Here is a 15,500-nt window from a genome sequence, read left to right as displayed (position 1 = left end):
TCGCTCAGTCCGCCAGCTTGTCGACCAGGAAATCGACAAACGCCCGCACCCGGCGCGATACGTGCCGGGCATGCGGGTACAGCAACACGAACGGCCGGGTGCTGCCGCCATGTTGCTGCAGCACTTCGGTCAGCCTGCCCTCGCGCAGGTCGTCCTCGACCACGAAGCGATACGTCTGGAATAGCCCGGCGCCCGCCCGGGCCAACGCCACGCCCCCCAGCACATCCTCGCCCGTGCCATAGGCGCCGTCGGTCACGATGTCGACCGCTTCGCCGTCCACCTGAAACGTCCACGGAATGCGGCGCCCGCTGCTGGGCCGGTCGAACTGGATGCAATCGTGCACGGCCAGGTCCGCCAGAGCTTGCGGCGTGCCGCGCCGGCGAAGGTACTCGGGCGCGCCGACCACCACCAGCTCCGCATCCTCCAGCTTGCGCGCGATCAGCGCCGAGTCGTCGGGCGCGCGCCCGCGCACCGACAGGTCATAGCCGTCATCAGCAAAATCGACATTGCGGTTGCTGATATGAACGTGCACGTCCACGTTGGGATACTTGTCGCGAAACGCGGGCAGCAGCGGCAGGACGCGGTAATGCGCATAGGGCGTGGGCAAGCTGATGCGAAGGCGCCCCGCGGCGCCCTGCCCGCCCACCTGGCGTTCGGCGTCGACCAGTTGCGCAATGGCCGGGCGCACCTGTTCGAAGTAGGCGCGTCCTTCGTCGCTCAGGCGGATATGCCGGGTGCTGCGCACGAACAGCCGGATGCCCAGCCGCGCCTCCAGCCGCGAGACGCTGCGGCTGACGGCCGCCGGCGTCACACCCGCAACGTTGGCGGCCGCGGTAAAACTGCTGAGTTCCGCCGCCAGGCAGAACATCTCGATGCTGCCCAGCTGCAGGTCGTCAAAGTGGCGCGTCATTCGGGCTCCTGCCGTGACATCCGGCCGGGGAAACCATCGGGCCACCCTCGCCGGTCAGCGCCCCAACACATCGATGATGCGCTGGGCGATGTACTGGCCGTGAGTTTCCAGCGCGAAGTGGCCGGTGTCCAGCAGTTCAACCACGGCATCCGGATTGTCGCGACGATAGGCCTGGGCGCCCGGCGGAATGAAGAACGGATCGTTGCGCCCCCAGATTGCCAGCGTCGGCACCTGGGCCTGACGAAAGAACGCCTGGAACGCGGGGTATTGCGTCAGGTTGTTCGCGTAGTCCAGAAACAGATCGAGCTGGATGTCCTTGTTGCCCGGCCGTTCAAGCAGGGCCGCGTCCAGCGTATAGCCTTCGGGCGCGACGCTGTCCGGATCCGCCACGCCGTGCACGTACTGCCACTTGGTGCCTTCGAAATTCAGGATGGCGTCGTGAATGGTCTGGCGGTTGGCGGGCGACGGGTCGTTCCAGTAGGCGCGGATGGGCGCCCACGCGTCGCCCAGGCCGTCGAGATACGCGTTCCCATTCTGCGAAACGAGGCCGGTCACGCGCTCGGGGTGCGCCACCGCAAGCCGCAATCCGGTCGGCGCGCCATAGTCGAAGAAATACATCGCGTAGCGGGTCAGCCCCAGTTCGTCCACAAACGCTTCCAGCGATTTGGCCAGATTGTCGAAGGTGTAGCGGTAGCCGCGCTCGGCCGGGACTTCGGTGAAGCCAAAGCCGGGCAGATCGGGCGCGATGACGCGAAAGTGCGCGGCCAGTTGCGGGATGACATTGCGGAACTGATGCGAGGACGTGGGAAAGCCATGCAGCAGCAGAAGTACAGGCGCTTGCGGGTCGCCGGCTTCGCGGTAGAAAAAGCGTAGGCCGTCGGCCTGTGCATGGCGGTAATGGACGGTGTGGTCGGGCTGGGCATTCATGAGGATCTCCGGTATTCGGGCAAAGAATGACGATAGGGTTTCGAAGCTTCACGACACAGTCTACGCATTTTGCGTAACCTGTCAACATCCATTTTACTGGTTACGCAAGGATGATTTGGCGCGGTCATGAAAAAGCCCGGCTTGAGCCGGGCTGGAAACCATCGATCGTTGTCATTTCGCCTTGGCGCTGGCGTCCGCCGCCTCGCGCTGCCGGAACGCCGCCACCTTGTGCCGGTTGCCGCACAACGCCATGCTGCACCAGCGCCGCTTGTGCGAGCGCGTTCGGTCGTAGAACCAGAGCGAGCACGCATCGCTTTCGCATTTGCGTACCAGGCCGAAGTCGCCATGCGCCAGCAGATCGGCGGCCGCTTCGGCCACCGGCAGCAACCATTGCGCCGCCGTCTGCGAGGGATAACGGCGCGACACCACCAGGCTGCCATCGTCTGCCGGCGCAAGCTCGAGGTGACTGCCGCCCGCCGCCAGCGCGCGATTCAGCGCGGAAAGCGCCAGCGGTGCGTGCGCCTTGCGCTGGGCGACCAGCTCTCGGACGGTTTCGCGCAGGCCGCGCGCGCTTTCCAGCAAACCGGACGGCGCGGCGCCCTGCGCGGCGGCGATACCCGTTAGCGACAGCCAGCCCGCCACGTCCGCATCCGACTGCCATCGGTCGACGGGGCCGGCGCTGCTCTGCTCGACGGTGTTGATCATGTCCAGGGCGACGTGGTCGCCCAGTTGTCGGAATTCGGGTGCGTGGCTGGTGTTCATGGTGATCTCCGGCGACAGTGTAACCCTCAAAATTAAATAATAAAAGTTACACGATCACGGGCGGCATTGCGCCGCCCTTCACGCATTGTCATCCCGCCCCGCTCAGTTGCGTGGTTCCGGCAGCGGGATGTATTCGGTCTCGTCGCCGGGCACGATCTGATCGAAGCGCGTGCGTTGCCAATCCTGCTTGGCCTGTTCGATCCGGTCCTTGCTGCTGGACACGAAGTTCCACCACACGAAGCGCGGACCGTCGAGCGGTTCGCCGCCCAGCAGCGCGAAGCGCGCGGCGGTCTTGGCGCGGATCTGCACCGGCTTGCCCGGGGCAAACACCACCAGGCGACCGCTCTCGTACTCCTGGCCGTCGATTTCCACCGTGCCGCTGGCCAGATAGGCCGCGCGTTCTTCGTGCTCGGCCGGCAGCACCGTCGTGGCGCCCGGTTGCAGTTGCAGGTCGCCGTAGAACAGCGGCGACAGCGTCTTGACCGACGAGGTCTTGCCGAACATCGAACCGGCAACGACCTGGGCGCGCACGCCCTCGCCTTCGACCACCGGCTGCGCATCCAGGCCGTAATGCACGAAACCCGGATCGGTTTCTTCGTGCGCCGTGGGCAGGCCAACCCAGATCTGCAGCCCCGAGAGCCGCTGCGGCGCAAGGCGGCTTTCCGGCGAGGAGCGCTCGGAGTGCACGATCCCCCGGCCGGCGGTCATCCAGTTCACTTCACCGGGCAGGATGGTTTGCGTGTTGCCTGCCCCGTCGCGATGGACCATGGAGCCTTCGTACAGGTAGGTGACGGTGGACAGCCCGATATGCGGATGCGGCCGCACGTCGATGCCGGCGCCGATGTCGAAGTCCGCCGGACCCATCTGGTCCAGGAAGACGAACGGACCGACGCTGCGGCGCTGCATGGAAGGGATGGCGCGGCGGACGGAAAACCCGCCCAGGTCGCTGGTGCGCGGCACCACGACGGTTTCGATCTGGCTTTCGCCGGCTTGGGACAGGGTCGACATGGTGCAATGCTCCGCAATGGATTGGCCTGGGGCCATCTTAATGGCCTCAGGGCCGGTAATGGGGGGTAATCGGGTGAGCCGGGCGGATTCCAGGATCCGCCCGGCGGTTGGCGTCAGGCCAGGTCGAACACCAGCACTTCGGCGTCCTTGCCGCCCGACAGCTCGACGCTGCCGGCGTCGGTGATCGCCACGGCGTCACCGGCATTGAGCGCGGCGCCGTTGACGGTCACGCTGCCGCGGGCCACATGGACCCAGGCGCGGCGGCCGGCGGCCAGCGGCAGCGAGGCCGACTCGTCGCCATCGAACAGGCCGGCGTACAGACGCGCGTCCTGATGGATCTTCATCGATCCGTCGATGCCGTCGCCCGACACCAGGGCTTGCAGACGGCCACGCTTTTGCGCATCGCTGAAGGCGCGCTCTTCGTATTCCGGCGCAATGCCAGTCACGTTGGGCTCGATCCAGATCTGCAGCATGTGCGTTTCGGCATCGGGGCGCGGGTTGAACTCCGAGTGCATCACGCCGCGGCCGGCGCTCATGCGCTGGACGTTGCCGGGCTGGATTTCCGAGCCGCTGCCCATGCTGTCCTTGTGGGCGATCGCGCCGTCCAGCACATAGGTGATGATCTCCATGTCCCGGTGACCGTGCGTGCCGAAGCCGCGGCCCGCGGCGATGCGGTCGTCATTGATCACGCGCAGCGCGCCAAAGCCCATGTGAGCCGGATCGTAGTAGTTGGCAAAGGAGAAGGTATGGAACGAATCGAGCCATCCGTGGTTGGCGTGACCCCGTTCAGCAGCGCGGCGGATCGTAAGCATGGTGAACTCCTGTTTCAATAATATGAATGGTTAGGGCTGCGTCTTGGCTGGGCTTTCTGCCTTGCCGTTTGTCTGCAACCCCGGCATGAGTGATATTCTGCGCGCCCCGACCGCCGGTTTTGGCGCTATATTTTGATGACTTCATTCAAATTTTTTGAATCCCCACTTTTCGCCCCCTTCCATGCAGCCCATCACGCCCGAACTCCTCGTCCTCGTTGACGCCATCGCGCGCCACGGCAGCTTCGCCAAGGCCGCGCGCGAACTGGGCAAGGTGCCCTCCGCCGTCACGTATTCCATCCGCAAGCTCGAAGACGGCCTGGACGTCCTGCTGTTCGACCGATCGGGGCATCGGGCGCTCTTGACGCCAGCGGGCGAGGCGCTGCTCAAGGACGGCCGGCATCTGCTGCAGTCGCTGGACGAACTGGCCAGCCGGGTCAAACGCATCGCGACCGGGTGGGAGGTGCAGCTGCGCATTGCGGTCAGCGCGGTGCTGCCGTGGCGGCCCATCTATGACCTGATCGATGAATTCCATGCGGTGGGCAGCGCCACGACGCTGCGTTTCTCAACCGAAGTCCTGAGCGGCAACTGGGATGCGCTGACCTCAGGGCGCGCGGACCTGGTGATCGGTGCGGGCGCGGCGGGCGAGCCGACAGGTCCCTATCGCTCGCAGGCGATCGGCGTGATGCAATTCGGGTTCTGCGTGGCGGCGAACCATCCGCTGGCCGCCCTGCCCCAGCCGCTTAGCCGCGCCGACATCACGCGCTACTGCGCGGTCGTTATTGCCGACACGTCACGCAACCTGCCCGTACAGTCGCGCGGCATTCTGTCCGATCAGCCGACGCTGGTGATGCCGTCGATGCAGGCCAAGATCGAGGCGCAGGTGCGCGGCCTGGGCTGCGGCTATCTGCCGCTGACGCTGGCCGCGCCCTACCTGGCGCAGGGTCTGCTGGTGGTGTGTGAGACGGATGAGGGCATGTCCCTGACGGAACACGTGGCTTACGCCTGGCGGGCGGAGCCGCCGGGCGAGGCCATGAAGTGGTGGCTGCAGAAGCTGAAGTCCCCGCGTCTGTGCGAGAGCCTGCTGGGGCTATAGACCGGTCCACCGGACCGGTCTATAGCACGGCTATTCGTCTTCGATGCCCAGCTCGCGCAGCTTGCGCGTGATGGTATTGCGGCCGATCCCCAGACGGGAGGCCGCTTCCACCCGGCGCCCGCGGCTGGCGTCCAGCGCGCTTTGCAAGAGGATTTTCTCGAACTGGCGGGTCAGCGTCGCCATGACGGCCGGTTCGCCGCGCTCCAGCCGGTACTGCGCGTCGCGCAGCAGCGAATCCTGCCAATTGCGCGGCGCGGCGTCGCCTGCGGCTTGCTCGGCGTACGCGCCGGCTTGCACCACGGTGCCCACTCCCGCGACGGGCGGGGCGGCCCGCAAGGGCGCCGCGCCCGGCTGCGGCTGGTGTTCCATGGCCCGGATCTCGGGCGGCAGGTCCACGCGGTCCACCGTCTGGCCCGGCGCCATCACCGTCAGCCAATGGCAGAAGTTTTCAAGCTGGCGCACGTTGCCGGGAAAGTCGAACTTGGTCAGCACGGCCAGCGCCTCGGGCGTCAGCCGCTTGACGGGCACGCCCAGCGTGCGCGCGCTGGCGGTCAGGAAGTGCTGGGCCAGCGCGGGAATGTCCTCGACGCGCTCTCGCAGCGGCGGCAGCCGCAGCCGGATCACGTTCAAGCGGTGAAACAAGTCTTCGCGGAACAACCCCTGCTCGACCCGTTGCTCCAGCGGCTGGTGCGTGGCGGCCACGATGCGCACATCCACGCGCACGGGTTGCGCGCCGCCCACACGATAGAAGCTGCCCTCGGCCAGCACGCGCAACAGGCGCGTCTGCAGTTCGATCGGCATGTCGCCGATTTCGTCCAGGAACAAGGTGCCGCCGTGCGCCTCTTCGAAGCGTCCGCGGCGCAGATTGTTGGCGCCGGTGAAGGCGCCGCGCTCGTGGCCGAAGAGTTCGGCTTCCAGCAGGTCGCGCGGGATGGCCGCGGCGTTCAGCGCCACGAACGGTCCGCTGGCACGCACGCCGTGGCCGTGCAGCGCGCGGGCCACCAGCTCTTTGCCGGTGCCGGACTCGCCGGTGATCAGGACGGTGACCTTGGACTGGGCCAGCCGGCCGATCGCGCGAAAGACTTCCTGCATGGCGGTGGACGACGATTGCGTCATCATCCAGCGCTCGTTGTTCTGCGACGCCTCGCCCTGCCCCTCCGGGCTTTCGGGCTGCGCCGATTCCTGCATGGCGCGCTGGATCAGCGCGACGGCCTCGTTCACGTCGAACGGCTTGGCCAGGTAATCGAACGCGCCGCCCTGAAACGCGGACACGGTGCTGTCCAGGTCGGCGAACGCCGTCATCACGATGACCGGCAGGCCGGGATGGCGCTCTTTCAGTTGGCGCAACAGCTCCAGGCCGTTGCCGCCGGGCATGCGGATGTCGGACACCAGCGCCACGGGCGTTTCACGCGAAAGCGCCTCCAGCACGTCGGCCGATTGGGAAAAACTGCGGGTGGGGACGCCAGCGCGGGCCAGGGCCTTTTCGAGGACCCAGCGGATGGCCTGGTCGTCGTCGACGATCCATACGGGTTTCATCAGTTTGCGGGCTCCATCGGGAGGACCAGGCGAAACTCGGTGCGCCCCGGTCGGGATTCAAATTCGATGATGCCGCCGTGCTGTTGCACGAAGTCCTGCGCCAGGCTCAGGCCCAGGCCGGTGCCGCCCGCCCTGGCCGTGACCAGCGGGTGGAAGATGCGGTCGCGGATGTGTTCCGGCACGCCAGGACCGTTGTCGATGATGGACAGCACCAGCGCCAGGCGGTGCTGACGGTGCGCCAGCATGACCTGCCGCGCGACACGTGTGCGCAGCGTCACCACTCCGGGTTCGGTCTGCGGACCTTGCGGACGCGCCACAAGTTCCTGCGCGGCATTGCGTGCGACGTTGAGCACGGCCTGCATCAGGCGGGCGGCGTCGCCCTTCAGGTCCGGCACCGAGGCGTCGTAGTCGCGCTGGATCGTGACGTCGTTGCGGAACTCGGCCTGGATCAGCGCGCAGACGCGCTCGCAGATTTCATGGATGTTCACCGGCCGCGCATTGAGCGGCACACGTTGCGGACCGCTCAGGCGGTCCACCAGCGCCTGCAGGCGGTCGGCTTCGGAAATGATGACCTGGGTGTACTCGGCCAGGGCCGCGCTGGGCAGCTCGGCCTCCAGCAACTGCGCGGCGCCGCGCAGTCCGCCCAGGGGATTCTTGACCTCATGCGCCAAATTGCGCAGCAGTTCGCGGTGGGCTTCGATCTCGTCCACCAGCCGGTGGTTGCGGTCGGCCAGCACGCGTTGCTCGATTTCACGCGTCTCGATCAGTACCGGCCAACGCTGGCCGGTCAGTCCCACGGTGGTCACGGACACTTCCACGGATTCGGTGGCGCGGCGCAACGAGGCCAGTTGCCTCACGTCGGCGTACCTGCCGCCCGCGGCGCGGTCGATCGATGACTGGATATTCTCAGGGTTGTCGTACAGGGTGGCGGCTGAGTGCCCGCCAAGTTGCTTGCGCGAACGGCCGAAAAGGTCCTCGGCGGCTGCGTTGGCGTATTCGATGTGGCCGCGCTCGTTGACCAGGAAAACTGACGTGGCTAGCAGATCGAGAGCTTCAACATTCATTTTCAACGTACCCGAATGGACAGGGGAAAGCGGAACGCGTCCGCGACGGGCGAGCCGGCCCGACGCCCTGCCCGCCGGCGCGGCGCCGGGCGGGCAATTCATCGGGCGGCTACCTGGTGGTGCGCGTGGTGTGGGCCCTGGTTTCTGCCTACATCATCGCGCTCCCCCCAGCCACGGCCTCAAGACATCAGAGGCTGTAGTACATGTCGAATTCGACCGGGTGCGTCGTCATACGCAGACGCGTCACATCGGCCATCTTCAGGTCGATGTAGGCGTTGAGCATGTCGTTGCTGAACACGCCGCCACGGGTCAGGAACTCGCGATCCTTGTCCAGGGCTTCCAGCGCTTCTTCCAGTGAGGCGCAGACGGTCGGGATCTTCGCGTCTTCTTCCGGCGGCAGGTCGTACAGGTTCTTGTCGGCCGGATCGCCCGGGTGGATCTTGTTCTGGACGCCGTCCAGGCCGGCCATCATCAGGGCCGAGAAAGCCAGGTACGGGTTGGCCAGGGGATCCGGGAAGCGCGTTTCGATGCGGCGGCCCTTCGGGTTGCCAACGTACGGAATGCGGATCGAAGCCGAGCGGTTGCGGGCCGAGTAGGCCAGCTTCACGGGCGCTTCGAAGTGCGGGACCAGACGCTTGTACGAGTTCGTGCCGGGGTTGGTGATCGCGTTCAGGGCACGGGCGTGCTTGATGATGCCGCCGATGTAGTACAGGGCGAATTCGGACAGGCCGGCGTAGCCGTTGCCCGCGAACAGGTTCTGGCCGTCCTTCCAGATGGACTGGTGGACGTGCATGCCGGAGCCGTTATCGCCAACGATGGGCTTGGGCATGAACGTGGCGGTCTTGCCGTAGGCATGGGCCACGTTGTGCACGATGTACTTGACGATCTGCGTCCAGTCGGCGCGCTGGACCAGCGTGCTGAACTTGGTGCCGATTTCGAGCTGACCAGGCGCCGCCACTTCATGGTGGTGCACTTCGACCGGCACGCCCATCTGTTCCATCAGCAGGCACATTTCCGAACGCATGTCCTGGAACGAATCGACCGGCGGCACGGGGAAGTAGCCGCCCTTCACGCCAGGACGATGGCCGGTGTTGCCGCCTTCGAATTCCAGGCCGGTGGACCACGGCGCTTCTTCGGACTTGATCTTGACGAACGTGCCCGACATGTCGGTGTTCCAGGTCACGCCGTCGAACACGAAGAATTCGGGTTCCGGACCGAAGTAGGCGGTGTCGCCCAGGCCGGAGGACTTCAGGTAGGCTTCGGCGCGCTTGGCCAGCGAACGCGGGTCACGGTCATAGCCCTTCAGGTCCGACGGTTCGACCACGTCGCACGACAGGATCAGGGTCGGCTCTTCGCGGAACGGATCCAGGTTGGCGGTGGAGCAGTCGGGGATGAGGAGCATGTCGGAGGCTTCGATGCCCTTCCAGCCCGGAATCGACGAACCGTCGAAAGCCTGCCCGCTTTCCAGCTTGTCTTCATCGATAGCAGTGGTGGGCACGGAAACGTGGTGCTCACGGCCAACCGTATCGGTAAAGCGGAAATCCACGAATTTCACTTCGTTATCGGCGATCTGTTTCAGGACGTCTTTCGGGCTTGCCATGTCATCTCCATTAGATAAAAGGGTCGAGGGCTTTGCCCGTCGACTGGCATAAAAGAGGGAAGCAATAAGCGTGCCAGGTTTAACCCCGGTATTCCCGGGGGGAGGCAGGTTGGACTTGAGGAAATGTAGCACCACTATGGTGCAAAAGGTGGGGCATGATCGCCCCATCTTGGTGCTTGCACCTTACAGGAACATTTCCTGAAGGTCATTGAGGAAGCGCCAGCCCAGCGGGGTTGCCCGCAGGCGGGTGGGATCGGCGTCCAGCAAGCCCCGTTTCGAGGCTGCCTCCAATTGGTGCGCAATGACGGCCAGCGACAAACCGGTGCGTTCGTTGAACGCCGTCGCCGCCACGCCGTCTTTCAGGCGCAACGCATTGAGCATGAACTCGAACGGCAGCTCGTCCGGACCGACGTGGCGGCTTTCGGCCAGGTGGCTGCCATCGCGCGCCATCGCGGCCTGCATCCAGGAATCGGGGTTTTTCAGGCGCGCCTCGCGCACGATGCGGTCATGGAACGACAGCTTGCCGTGCGCGCCCGGGCCGATGCCCAGGTAGTCGCCGAACTCCCAGTAATTCATGTTGTGGCGGCTCCGGGCGCCGGGCTTGGCGTAGGCCGAGACCTCGTAGCGCGCCAGCCCCGCCGCGGCCAGCTCGGCCTCCACCGCGTCCTGCATGGCGGCGCTGGTGTCATCGTCGGGCAGGTCCTCGGGCGGAAACTTCGCGAAGACCGTGTTCGGTTCCATCGTCAGGTGGTACAGCGACAGATGCTCGGTGCCGAACGATATGGCCTCGCGCAGATCGGCCGTACAGGCCTCAAGCGTCTGGCCGGGCAAGGCAAACATCACGTCCAGGTTGACGCGGGGCGCCGCCCGCTGCGCCATGTCGATCGCCGCGCGGGCCTGCGCGGCATCGTGGATGCGGCCCAGCTTTCTCAACTGGGCGTCGTCAAAGCTCTGAATGCCCAACGAAAAGCGCGTGACCCCGCTGGCCGCATAGTCCCGGAAACGGCCGGCCTCGGCCGTGCCCGGATTGGCCTCCATCGTGATCTCAGCGTCGGGCCACAGGTTCAGGTACGCCCGCAACATCGCCAGCAGCTCGTCCAGGCCGGCGGCCGACAGCAAACTGGGCGTGCCGCCGCCGATGAAGACGGAAATCACCTGCCGGCCCCAGATGGACGGCAGCGATTGTTCCAGGTCGCTGCGCAGCGCGTCCAGATAGGCGCGCTCGGGAATTTCGCCTGGCGCGGCATGCGAGTTGAAATCGCAGTAAGGGCATTTGCGCACGCACCAGGGCACGTGGACGTAGACGGAAAGGGGCGGCAGGCTGGTCAGCGTGGCGCCAGCGGCCACGACGAGGCGCGACTTAGGCGCGCCCATGTCGTTGCGGATGGGAATGGTGATGGACATGCGGAAAATTCCTGGCGCCTTGCCGGCGCCGTGTTCAAGCGTTGCCCAGCTTGCTGAGCAGCTCGCGCAGCGCCCGGGCGCGGTGGCTGACCCGGTTCTTTTCGTCGGGATCCAGCGACGCGGCGGTCAGCGCCATGTCGGGCAGGTAGAAGTGCGGATCGTAGCCGAAACCGTTGGCGCCTTCGGGCACATCGATGATCTCGCCATGCCACAGGCCCTCGCCGATGAGCGGGCGGGGATCGTTCTCGGAACGCACCAGCGCCAGGACCGCCACGTACCAGGCGCTGCGGTCCTCGACCGATGCCAGGTTGCGCACCAGCAACGCATTGTTGGCCGCATCGGACTTTTCGCCGCCGTGCATCTTGGCGTAGCGGGCCGAATAGACACCAGGCGCGCCATCCAGCGAGGCCACGCACAGGCCCGAGTCGTCCGCCAGCGCGGGCAGCCCGGTCAAGCGGCTGGCGTGGCGCGCCTTGGCCAGCGCGTTTTCGACGAAGGTGACGTGCGGCTCTTCGGCTTCCGGCACGCCCAGTTCGCCCTGGGGCACCAGCTCAATGCCCAGCGGCGCGAACAAGGCGGAGAACTCGCGCAGCTTGCCGGCATTGTTGGACGCCAGGACGACGCGGCGCAGGGAGTCGGGAATCTTGGGGGATGTCATAGGGCGGATTGTATAGGGGCGCGCCTGCGGCAGGCGTGCATTCCACGATGATGGCGCGGGTACCACGCCCGGGTGAATTGCTTGTTGACACTTTTGTAACAGCGCCCGAAGATTGCACGTCAACGATTCGGCGCAACAACGCAGACATATTTTGTTGTCAATATGACCCATCTTGTCACTGATCGTTTCTCAATGCCCCGGCGATGAACTCCATTCACGCTTTGCCACGGCCTGCGGCGGCCCGTGCTCCCCATCAGCTTCCCGGCGGAGCGCCCGCCCACGCCAGCCTGGCTGGCATCCTGCGCGAAAGATTGTTGCGTCCGCGCTTCCAGCCGGTGATCGACCTGTCCCACAGCCGGATCTATGGGCACGAAAGCCTGATCCGCGGTCCCGCCGACACGCCCCTGCACTATCCCGATGCCCTGTTCGCCGAGGCGCGCCGTCAAGGCTTGCACCCGCAGCTTGAACTGGCCAGTTTTCGCGCGGGCGCGCGGGGGTTCGAACAGAACGACGCCGCCGGCAAGCTGTTCCTGAACCTGTCCGGCTCTGCCCTGCTCCATTACTGGACCCTCTGGGGCTACGACATGCCCGCGCGGCTGCTCAAGGATTGCGCCCTCGAGCCCGCCAGCATCGTTGTCGAACTTACCGAACAGGATCCCCTGTCCGACCGCATGGCCGACCTGCACAACGCGTTTGCGTGCCTGCGCGAAGCCGGCATGCGCATCGCGCTGGACGATTACGGGGTCGGCAATTCCAACCTGCAGCTCTGGGCGGAAACCCAGCCCGAGCTGGTCAAGATCGACCGTTACTTCTTTGACGGCATCGGCCACGATGAGCGCAAGCAGAACATGGTGCGGGCCATCCTGAAGGTGGCCCAGCATCTGGGCACATCGGTCATCGCCGAAGGCATCGAAACCGCCGAAGACCTGGCCGTCGTGCGCGAGCTGGATATCCGCTACGCACAGGGCTGGTTCCTGGGCATGCCCGAGGAAATCCTGCTGACCGAACTGACGCCGCCGCTGCGGGATTCGCTGCGTTCCCGCACGTCGGCGCCGGTGTCGCAACGCGCCGCCGGCGGCACCGCCGTCAGCCTGCGCGTCGAAGCGCCGGCCGCGCTGCTGACCAAGCACACCAACGATGACGTGCATCGTCTTTTCATCGAGCACAAGAATTTGCACGCCGTGGCAGTGATCGACGCCGACAACCGTCCGGTCGGCATCATCAACCGGCGCGACTTCTCGGAACACTACGCCCAGCGCTACACGCGCGAGCTCTTCGGCCGCGACGCCTGCTCGACCTTCATGAACGCCGAGCCGGTGCTGGTGGATGTCAACGTGTCCATCGACCAGCTGAGCCACGTGCTGATTTCCGAAGACCAGCGCTACCTGATGGACGGGCTCATCATCACGCGCGACGGCCGCTACGACGGCCTGGCCACCGGCGAAACGCTGGTGCGCTCGGTGACCGAGATGCGGATCGAGGCGGCGCGCTACGCCAATCCGCTGACGTCCCTGCCCGGCAACATCCCCATCAGCCGGCACATCGCCACGCTGCTCGAAGACGCCGCCGACTTCACCATCTGCTACGGCGACCTGAACAACTTCAAGCCCTTCAACGACGTGTACGGCTATTGGCGCGGCGACGACATGATCATGCTGACCGCCGATGTCATCAAGCGGCACTGCGATCCGCAGCGCGATTTCGTGGGACACGTGGGCGGCGACGACTTCGTGGTGCTGCTGCGCAGCCCCGACTGGATGGCGCGCATCGAGCGCATCATTGCCGAATTCAACGAGGAAGCCGTGGCCCTGTATGACGAACAGGGCCGCCGCAACGGCGGCATCGAGGCCGAAGACCGTTACGGCGTGCCGCGCTTCTTTCCGTTCGTGACGCTGGGCGTGGGCGCCCTGACCGTCACGCCCTCGTTATGCGAGCGCATCCGCCCTGAGGACATCGCCTCGGCGGCCGCCCATGTCAAGCACAAGGTCAAACACGGGAATCTGTCGCTCGTGGCCGAGCGCTACACCGGCGCCGCCCTGCCGCAACTCACCGGCTGAGGCCTCGCGCGCCGCGGCCTGCGCCCCCTGCGCGATCTGGAATTTGGCCACGGCCCGGCGCAGTCCTTGCGCCTGGGATTCCAGCGCCGCCGCGGCAGCCGCCGTCTGTTCGACCATTGCGGCCGTTTCCTGCGTGGCTCGTTCGATATCGGCCACCGCATGGTTGACCGACGCAATGCCGGCGGCCTGCTCGGCGGTGGCATTGGAGATCTCGGTCACGATCTGCGTCACGCGATCGACCGAGGACACCATGTCGCGCATGGTGTCGCCCGCCAGATTCACATGACGCACGCCGGCATCCACGCGCGCGGCCGAATCCTCGATCAGGCCCTTGATCTCGCGCGCGGCCTGGGCGCTGCGCTGCGCCAGCGACCGCACTTCGCCCGCCACCACGGCAAACCCCTTGCCCTGCTCGCCCGCGCGCGCCGCTTCCACGGCTGCGTTGAGCGCAAGGATGTTCGTCTGGAACGCAATGCTGTCCACCACGCCCACGATCTCCCCGATGCGCCGCGCGCTATCGGCGATGCCCTGCATGCTGTGCACCACTTCATCGACGGCCTGGCCGCCGCGCTGCGCCAGCTGCGTGGCACTTGCCGCCTGGCGGCTTGCCAGGTCCGCGTTGCCGGCGGTCATCTGAACGGTATGGGCCAGTTGCGTCATGTTGGCCGCCGCTTCCTGCAGCGAGCCAGCCTGGCGCGCCGCGCGGTCCGACATATCGGCGCCGCCCGCCGCAATCTCGCCCGAGCCGGTGTGGATCTCTTCCACACCCAGACGGACCGAGGCCACGGCGGCCGACAGCCCGGTCTGCATGCGGCGCATCGCCGAATACAGGACGCCGATTTCGTTGTCGCCGCGTTGCGTGATCACGCCCGTCAGGTCGCCGTCCGCAATGCGGTCAAAGTGCGCCCCGGCCTCGTTCAGCGGCCGCACGATGCTGCGGCGGAATCCCAGCCGGATCAGCACTGCCAGCACCAGGACGAAACCCAGCACGGCCGCCGCCACCACGGTCACCCGTTCAAGCGTGCGGCTTGCGCCGGCCACCGCCTCCTGCCCCTGTTCGCGGGCGTAGGCCTGGTAGGCCTCGGCCTGCTTCACATACGCAGCCCCGCTGGCCGGCAGCGCCTTGTCCGTCAGGCGGTTGACCTCGATGCCGTTCCATCCGTGGATCGCGGTGCGCATCGGCACCAGCGTCTGGTCGGCAAAGGCGGCATACGCCGTCAGGACCTGGGCAAACAGCGGCGCGCCCTGGGCACTGTCGTCCGGGTTGGCGCGCAGGCGCGCCAGACTGGCAGCGGCCTGCTTGAGCAGTCCATCGGCCTGAGCCAGCGACGCGTTGCGCGCGTCTTCCAGCCCGCCTTCCATCGCCGTCTTGGCGTCGGTCAGCGCCGCGCGCGCCTGGAACAGACGGCTGGTCATGTCGGCCAGATCGCTCGCCCTTTCGATGCTGCCCCGCCCCAGGGCCTCGATATCCGCGCGATTGTCGCGCAGGACCGTGATGCCCGCTGCCGCGGCAAGCGCGAACAGCACAACGAACAAGGCAAGAATGGCCGACAGCGCCGTCGTTACCCTCAGATTTTTTCGCATATCCATCCGTGTGTTGCGTGGCCGCCCGTGCGGCAGTGCAACGGATTATGGACACCCAGTTTGGCAATTTCTTGACACAACCTCG

At 66.2% G+C, this 15,500-nt stretch carries 12 protein-coding genes and 1 pseudogene; 2 read left to right on the top strand and 11 right to left on the bottom strand.

The features are described from left to right. Window positions 1–4: 4 nt before the first annotated feature. From H4P35_RS12610 to H4P35_RS12590, 5 genes are all read right to left on the bottom strand, one after another. Entirely contained in the window at window positions 5–910 is a 906-nt protein-coding gene (locus H4P35_RS12610) for a LysR family transcriptional regulator (RefSeq protein WP_226849265.1), read from the bottom strand. Window positions 911–964: 54 nt separating this feature from the next. Beyond that, on the bottom strand, window positions 965–1,837 hold the full coding sequence (locus H4P35_RS12605; protein WP_226849264.1) for an alpha/beta fold hydrolase: 873 nt from the start codon (window positions 1,835–1,837) through the stop codon (window positions 965–967). A gap of 171 nt (window positions 1,838–2,008) precedes the next feature. Next, window positions 2,009–2,599, bottom strand: a complete 591-nt coding sequence (locus tag H4P35_RS12600) for an ABATE domain-containing protein (RefSeq protein WP_226849263.1) — start codon at window positions 2,597–2,599, stop codon at window positions 2,009–2,011. 102 nt (window positions 2,600–2,701) lie between these two features. Then, window positions 2,702–3,607 carry a pirin family protein gene (locus H4P35_RS12595; RefSeq protein ID WP_226849261.1) on the bottom strand — a complete coding sequence of 302 codons (906 nt, stop codon included), beginning with the start codon at window positions 3,605–3,607 and terminating at the stop codon, window positions 2,702–2,704. A gap of 113 nt (window positions 3,608–3,720) precedes the next feature. Continuing rightward, on the bottom strand, window positions 3,721–4,419 hold the full coding sequence (locus tag H4P35_RS12590) for a pirin family protein (RefSeq protein WP_056317502.1): 699 nt from the start codon (window positions 4,417–4,419) through the stop codon (window positions 3,721–3,723). A gap of 181 nt (window positions 4,420–4,600) precedes the next feature. On the opposite strand from H4P35_RS12590, the gene H4P35_RS12585 reads away from it, so the two are divergent. Beyond that, entirely contained in the window at window positions 4,601–5,512 is a 912-nt protein-coding gene (locus H4P35_RS12585) for a LysR family transcriptional regulator (RefSeq protein ID WP_056317499.1), read from the top strand. A gap of 30 nt (window positions 5,513–5,542) precedes the next feature. On the opposite strand, the gene ntrC is transcribed toward H4P35_RS12585, so the two are convergent. From ntrC to rdgB, 5 genes are all read right to left on the bottom strand, one after another. After that, window positions 5,543–7,048 (bottom strand): nitrogen regulation protein NR(I), encoded by a 1,506-nt coding sequence (gene ntrC / locus H4P35_RS12580; RefSeq protein WP_142055390.1) that lies wholly within the window; start codon window positions 7,046–7,048, stop codon window positions 5,543–5,545. Next, entirely contained in the window at window positions 7,048–8,112 is a 1,065-nt protein-coding gene (gene glnL / locus H4P35_RS12575) for a nitrogen regulation protein NR(II) (RefSeq protein ID WP_056317491.1), read from the bottom strand. Before glnL ends, ntrC begins: the two co-directional genes overlap by 1 nt. A gap of 187 nt (window positions 8,113–8,299) precedes the next feature. After that, window positions 8,300–9,712, bottom strand: coding sequence for a type I glutamate--ammonia ligase (gene glnA / locus H4P35_RS12570; RefSeq protein ID WP_056317488.1), 1,413 nt, complete (start codon window positions 9,710–9,712; stop codon window positions 8,300–8,302). A 183-nt stretch (window positions 9,713–9,895) separates the two neighbouring features. Beyond that, window positions 9,896–11,116 carry a radical SAM family heme chaperone HemW gene (hemW, locus tag H4P35_RS12565; RefSeq protein ID WP_226849259.1) on the bottom strand — a complete coding sequence of 407 codons (1,221 nt, stop codon included), beginning with the start codon at window positions 11,114–11,116 and terminating at the stop codon, window positions 9,896–9,898. 34 nt (window positions 11,117–11,150) lie between these two features. Beyond that, window positions 11,151–11,774 carry an RdgB/HAM1 family non-canonical purine NTP pyrophosphatase gene (gene rdgB, locus H4P35_RS12560; RefSeq protein WP_056317482.1) on the bottom strand — a complete coding sequence of 208 codons (624 nt, stop codon included), beginning with the start codon at window positions 11,772–11,774 and terminating at the stop codon, window positions 11,151–11,153. Window positions 11,775–11,977: 203 nt separating this feature from the next. Here rdgB and H4P35_RS12555 point away from each other — a divergent pair, with 203 nt between their 5' ends. Beyond that, entirely contained in the window at window positions 11,978–13,831 is a 1,854-nt protein-coding gene (locus tag H4P35_RS12555) for an EAL domain-containing protein (RefSeq protein WP_226849257.1), read from the top strand. Window positions 13,832–14,029: 198 nt separating this feature from the next. Here the strand turns inward: H4P35_RS12555 and H4P35_RS12550 are convergent. Beyond that, a pseudogene (locus H4P35_RS12550) lies at window positions 14,030–15,415 on the bottom strand (methyl-accepting chemotaxis protein); the annotation flags it as partial. Between the last annotated feature and the right edge of the window lie 85 nt (window positions 15,416–15,500).

Origin of the sequence: Achromobacter sp. 77 (assembly GCF_020541125.1) — a bacterium.
Taxonomy (GTDB): Bacteria; Pseudomonadota; Gammaproteobacteria; order Burkholderiales; family Burkholderiaceae_B; genus Achromobacter; species Achromobacter mucicolens.
Note: the sequence above shows the minus strand (reverse complement) of the source record. Positions and strands in the feature narration are given on the sequence as shown.

Bases quoted from the DNA above. Each gene is read 5' to 3' on its own strand.
- H4P35_RS12585 (WP_056317499.1), top strand. From the start codon at position 4,601: ATGCAGCCCATCACGCCCGAACTCCTCGTCCTCGTTGACGCCATCGCG.
- glnL (WP_056317491.1), bottom strand. From the start codon at position 8,112: ATGAATGTTGAAGCTCTCGATCTGCTAGCCACGTCAGTTTTCCTGGTC.
- rdgB (WP_056317482.1), bottom strand. From the start codon at position 11,774: ATGACATCCCCCAAGATTCCCGACTCCCTGCGCCGCGTCGTCCTGGCG.
- H4P35_RS12610 (WP_226849265.1), bottom strand. From the start codon at position 910: ATGACGCGCCACTTTGACGACCTGCAGCTGGGCAGCATCGAGATGTTC.
- glnA (WP_056317488.1), bottom strand. From the start codon at position 9,712: ATGGCAAGCCCGAAAGACGTCCTGAAACAGATCGCCGATAACGAAGTG.
- H4P35_RS12605 (WP_226849264.1), bottom strand. From the start codon at position 1,837: ATGAATGCCCAGCCCGACCACACCGTCCATTACCGCCATGCACAGGCC.
- H4P35_RS12595 (WP_226849261.1), bottom strand. From the start codon at position 3,607: ATGTCGACCCTGTCCCAAGCCGGCGAAAGCCAGATCGAAACCGTCGTG.
- H4P35_RS12590 (WP_056317502.1), bottom strand. From the start codon at position 4,419: ATGCTTACGATCCGCCGCGCTGCTGAACGGGGTCACGCCAACCACGGA.
- H4P35_RS12600 (WP_226849263.1), bottom strand. From the start codon at position 2,599: ATGAACACCAGCCACGCACCCGAATTCCGACAACTGGGCGACCACGTC.
- H4P35_RS12555 (WP_226849257.1), top strand. From the start codon at position 11,978: ATGAACTCCATTCACGCTTTGCCACGGCCTGCGGCGGCCCGTGCTCCC.
- hemW (WP_226849259.1), bottom strand. From the start codon at position 11,116: ATGTCCATCACCATTCCCATCCGCAACGACATGGGCGCGCCTAAGTCG.
- ntrC (WP_142055390.1), bottom strand. From the start codon at position 7,048: ATGAAACCCGTATGGATCGTCGACGACGACCAGGCCATCCGCTGGGTC.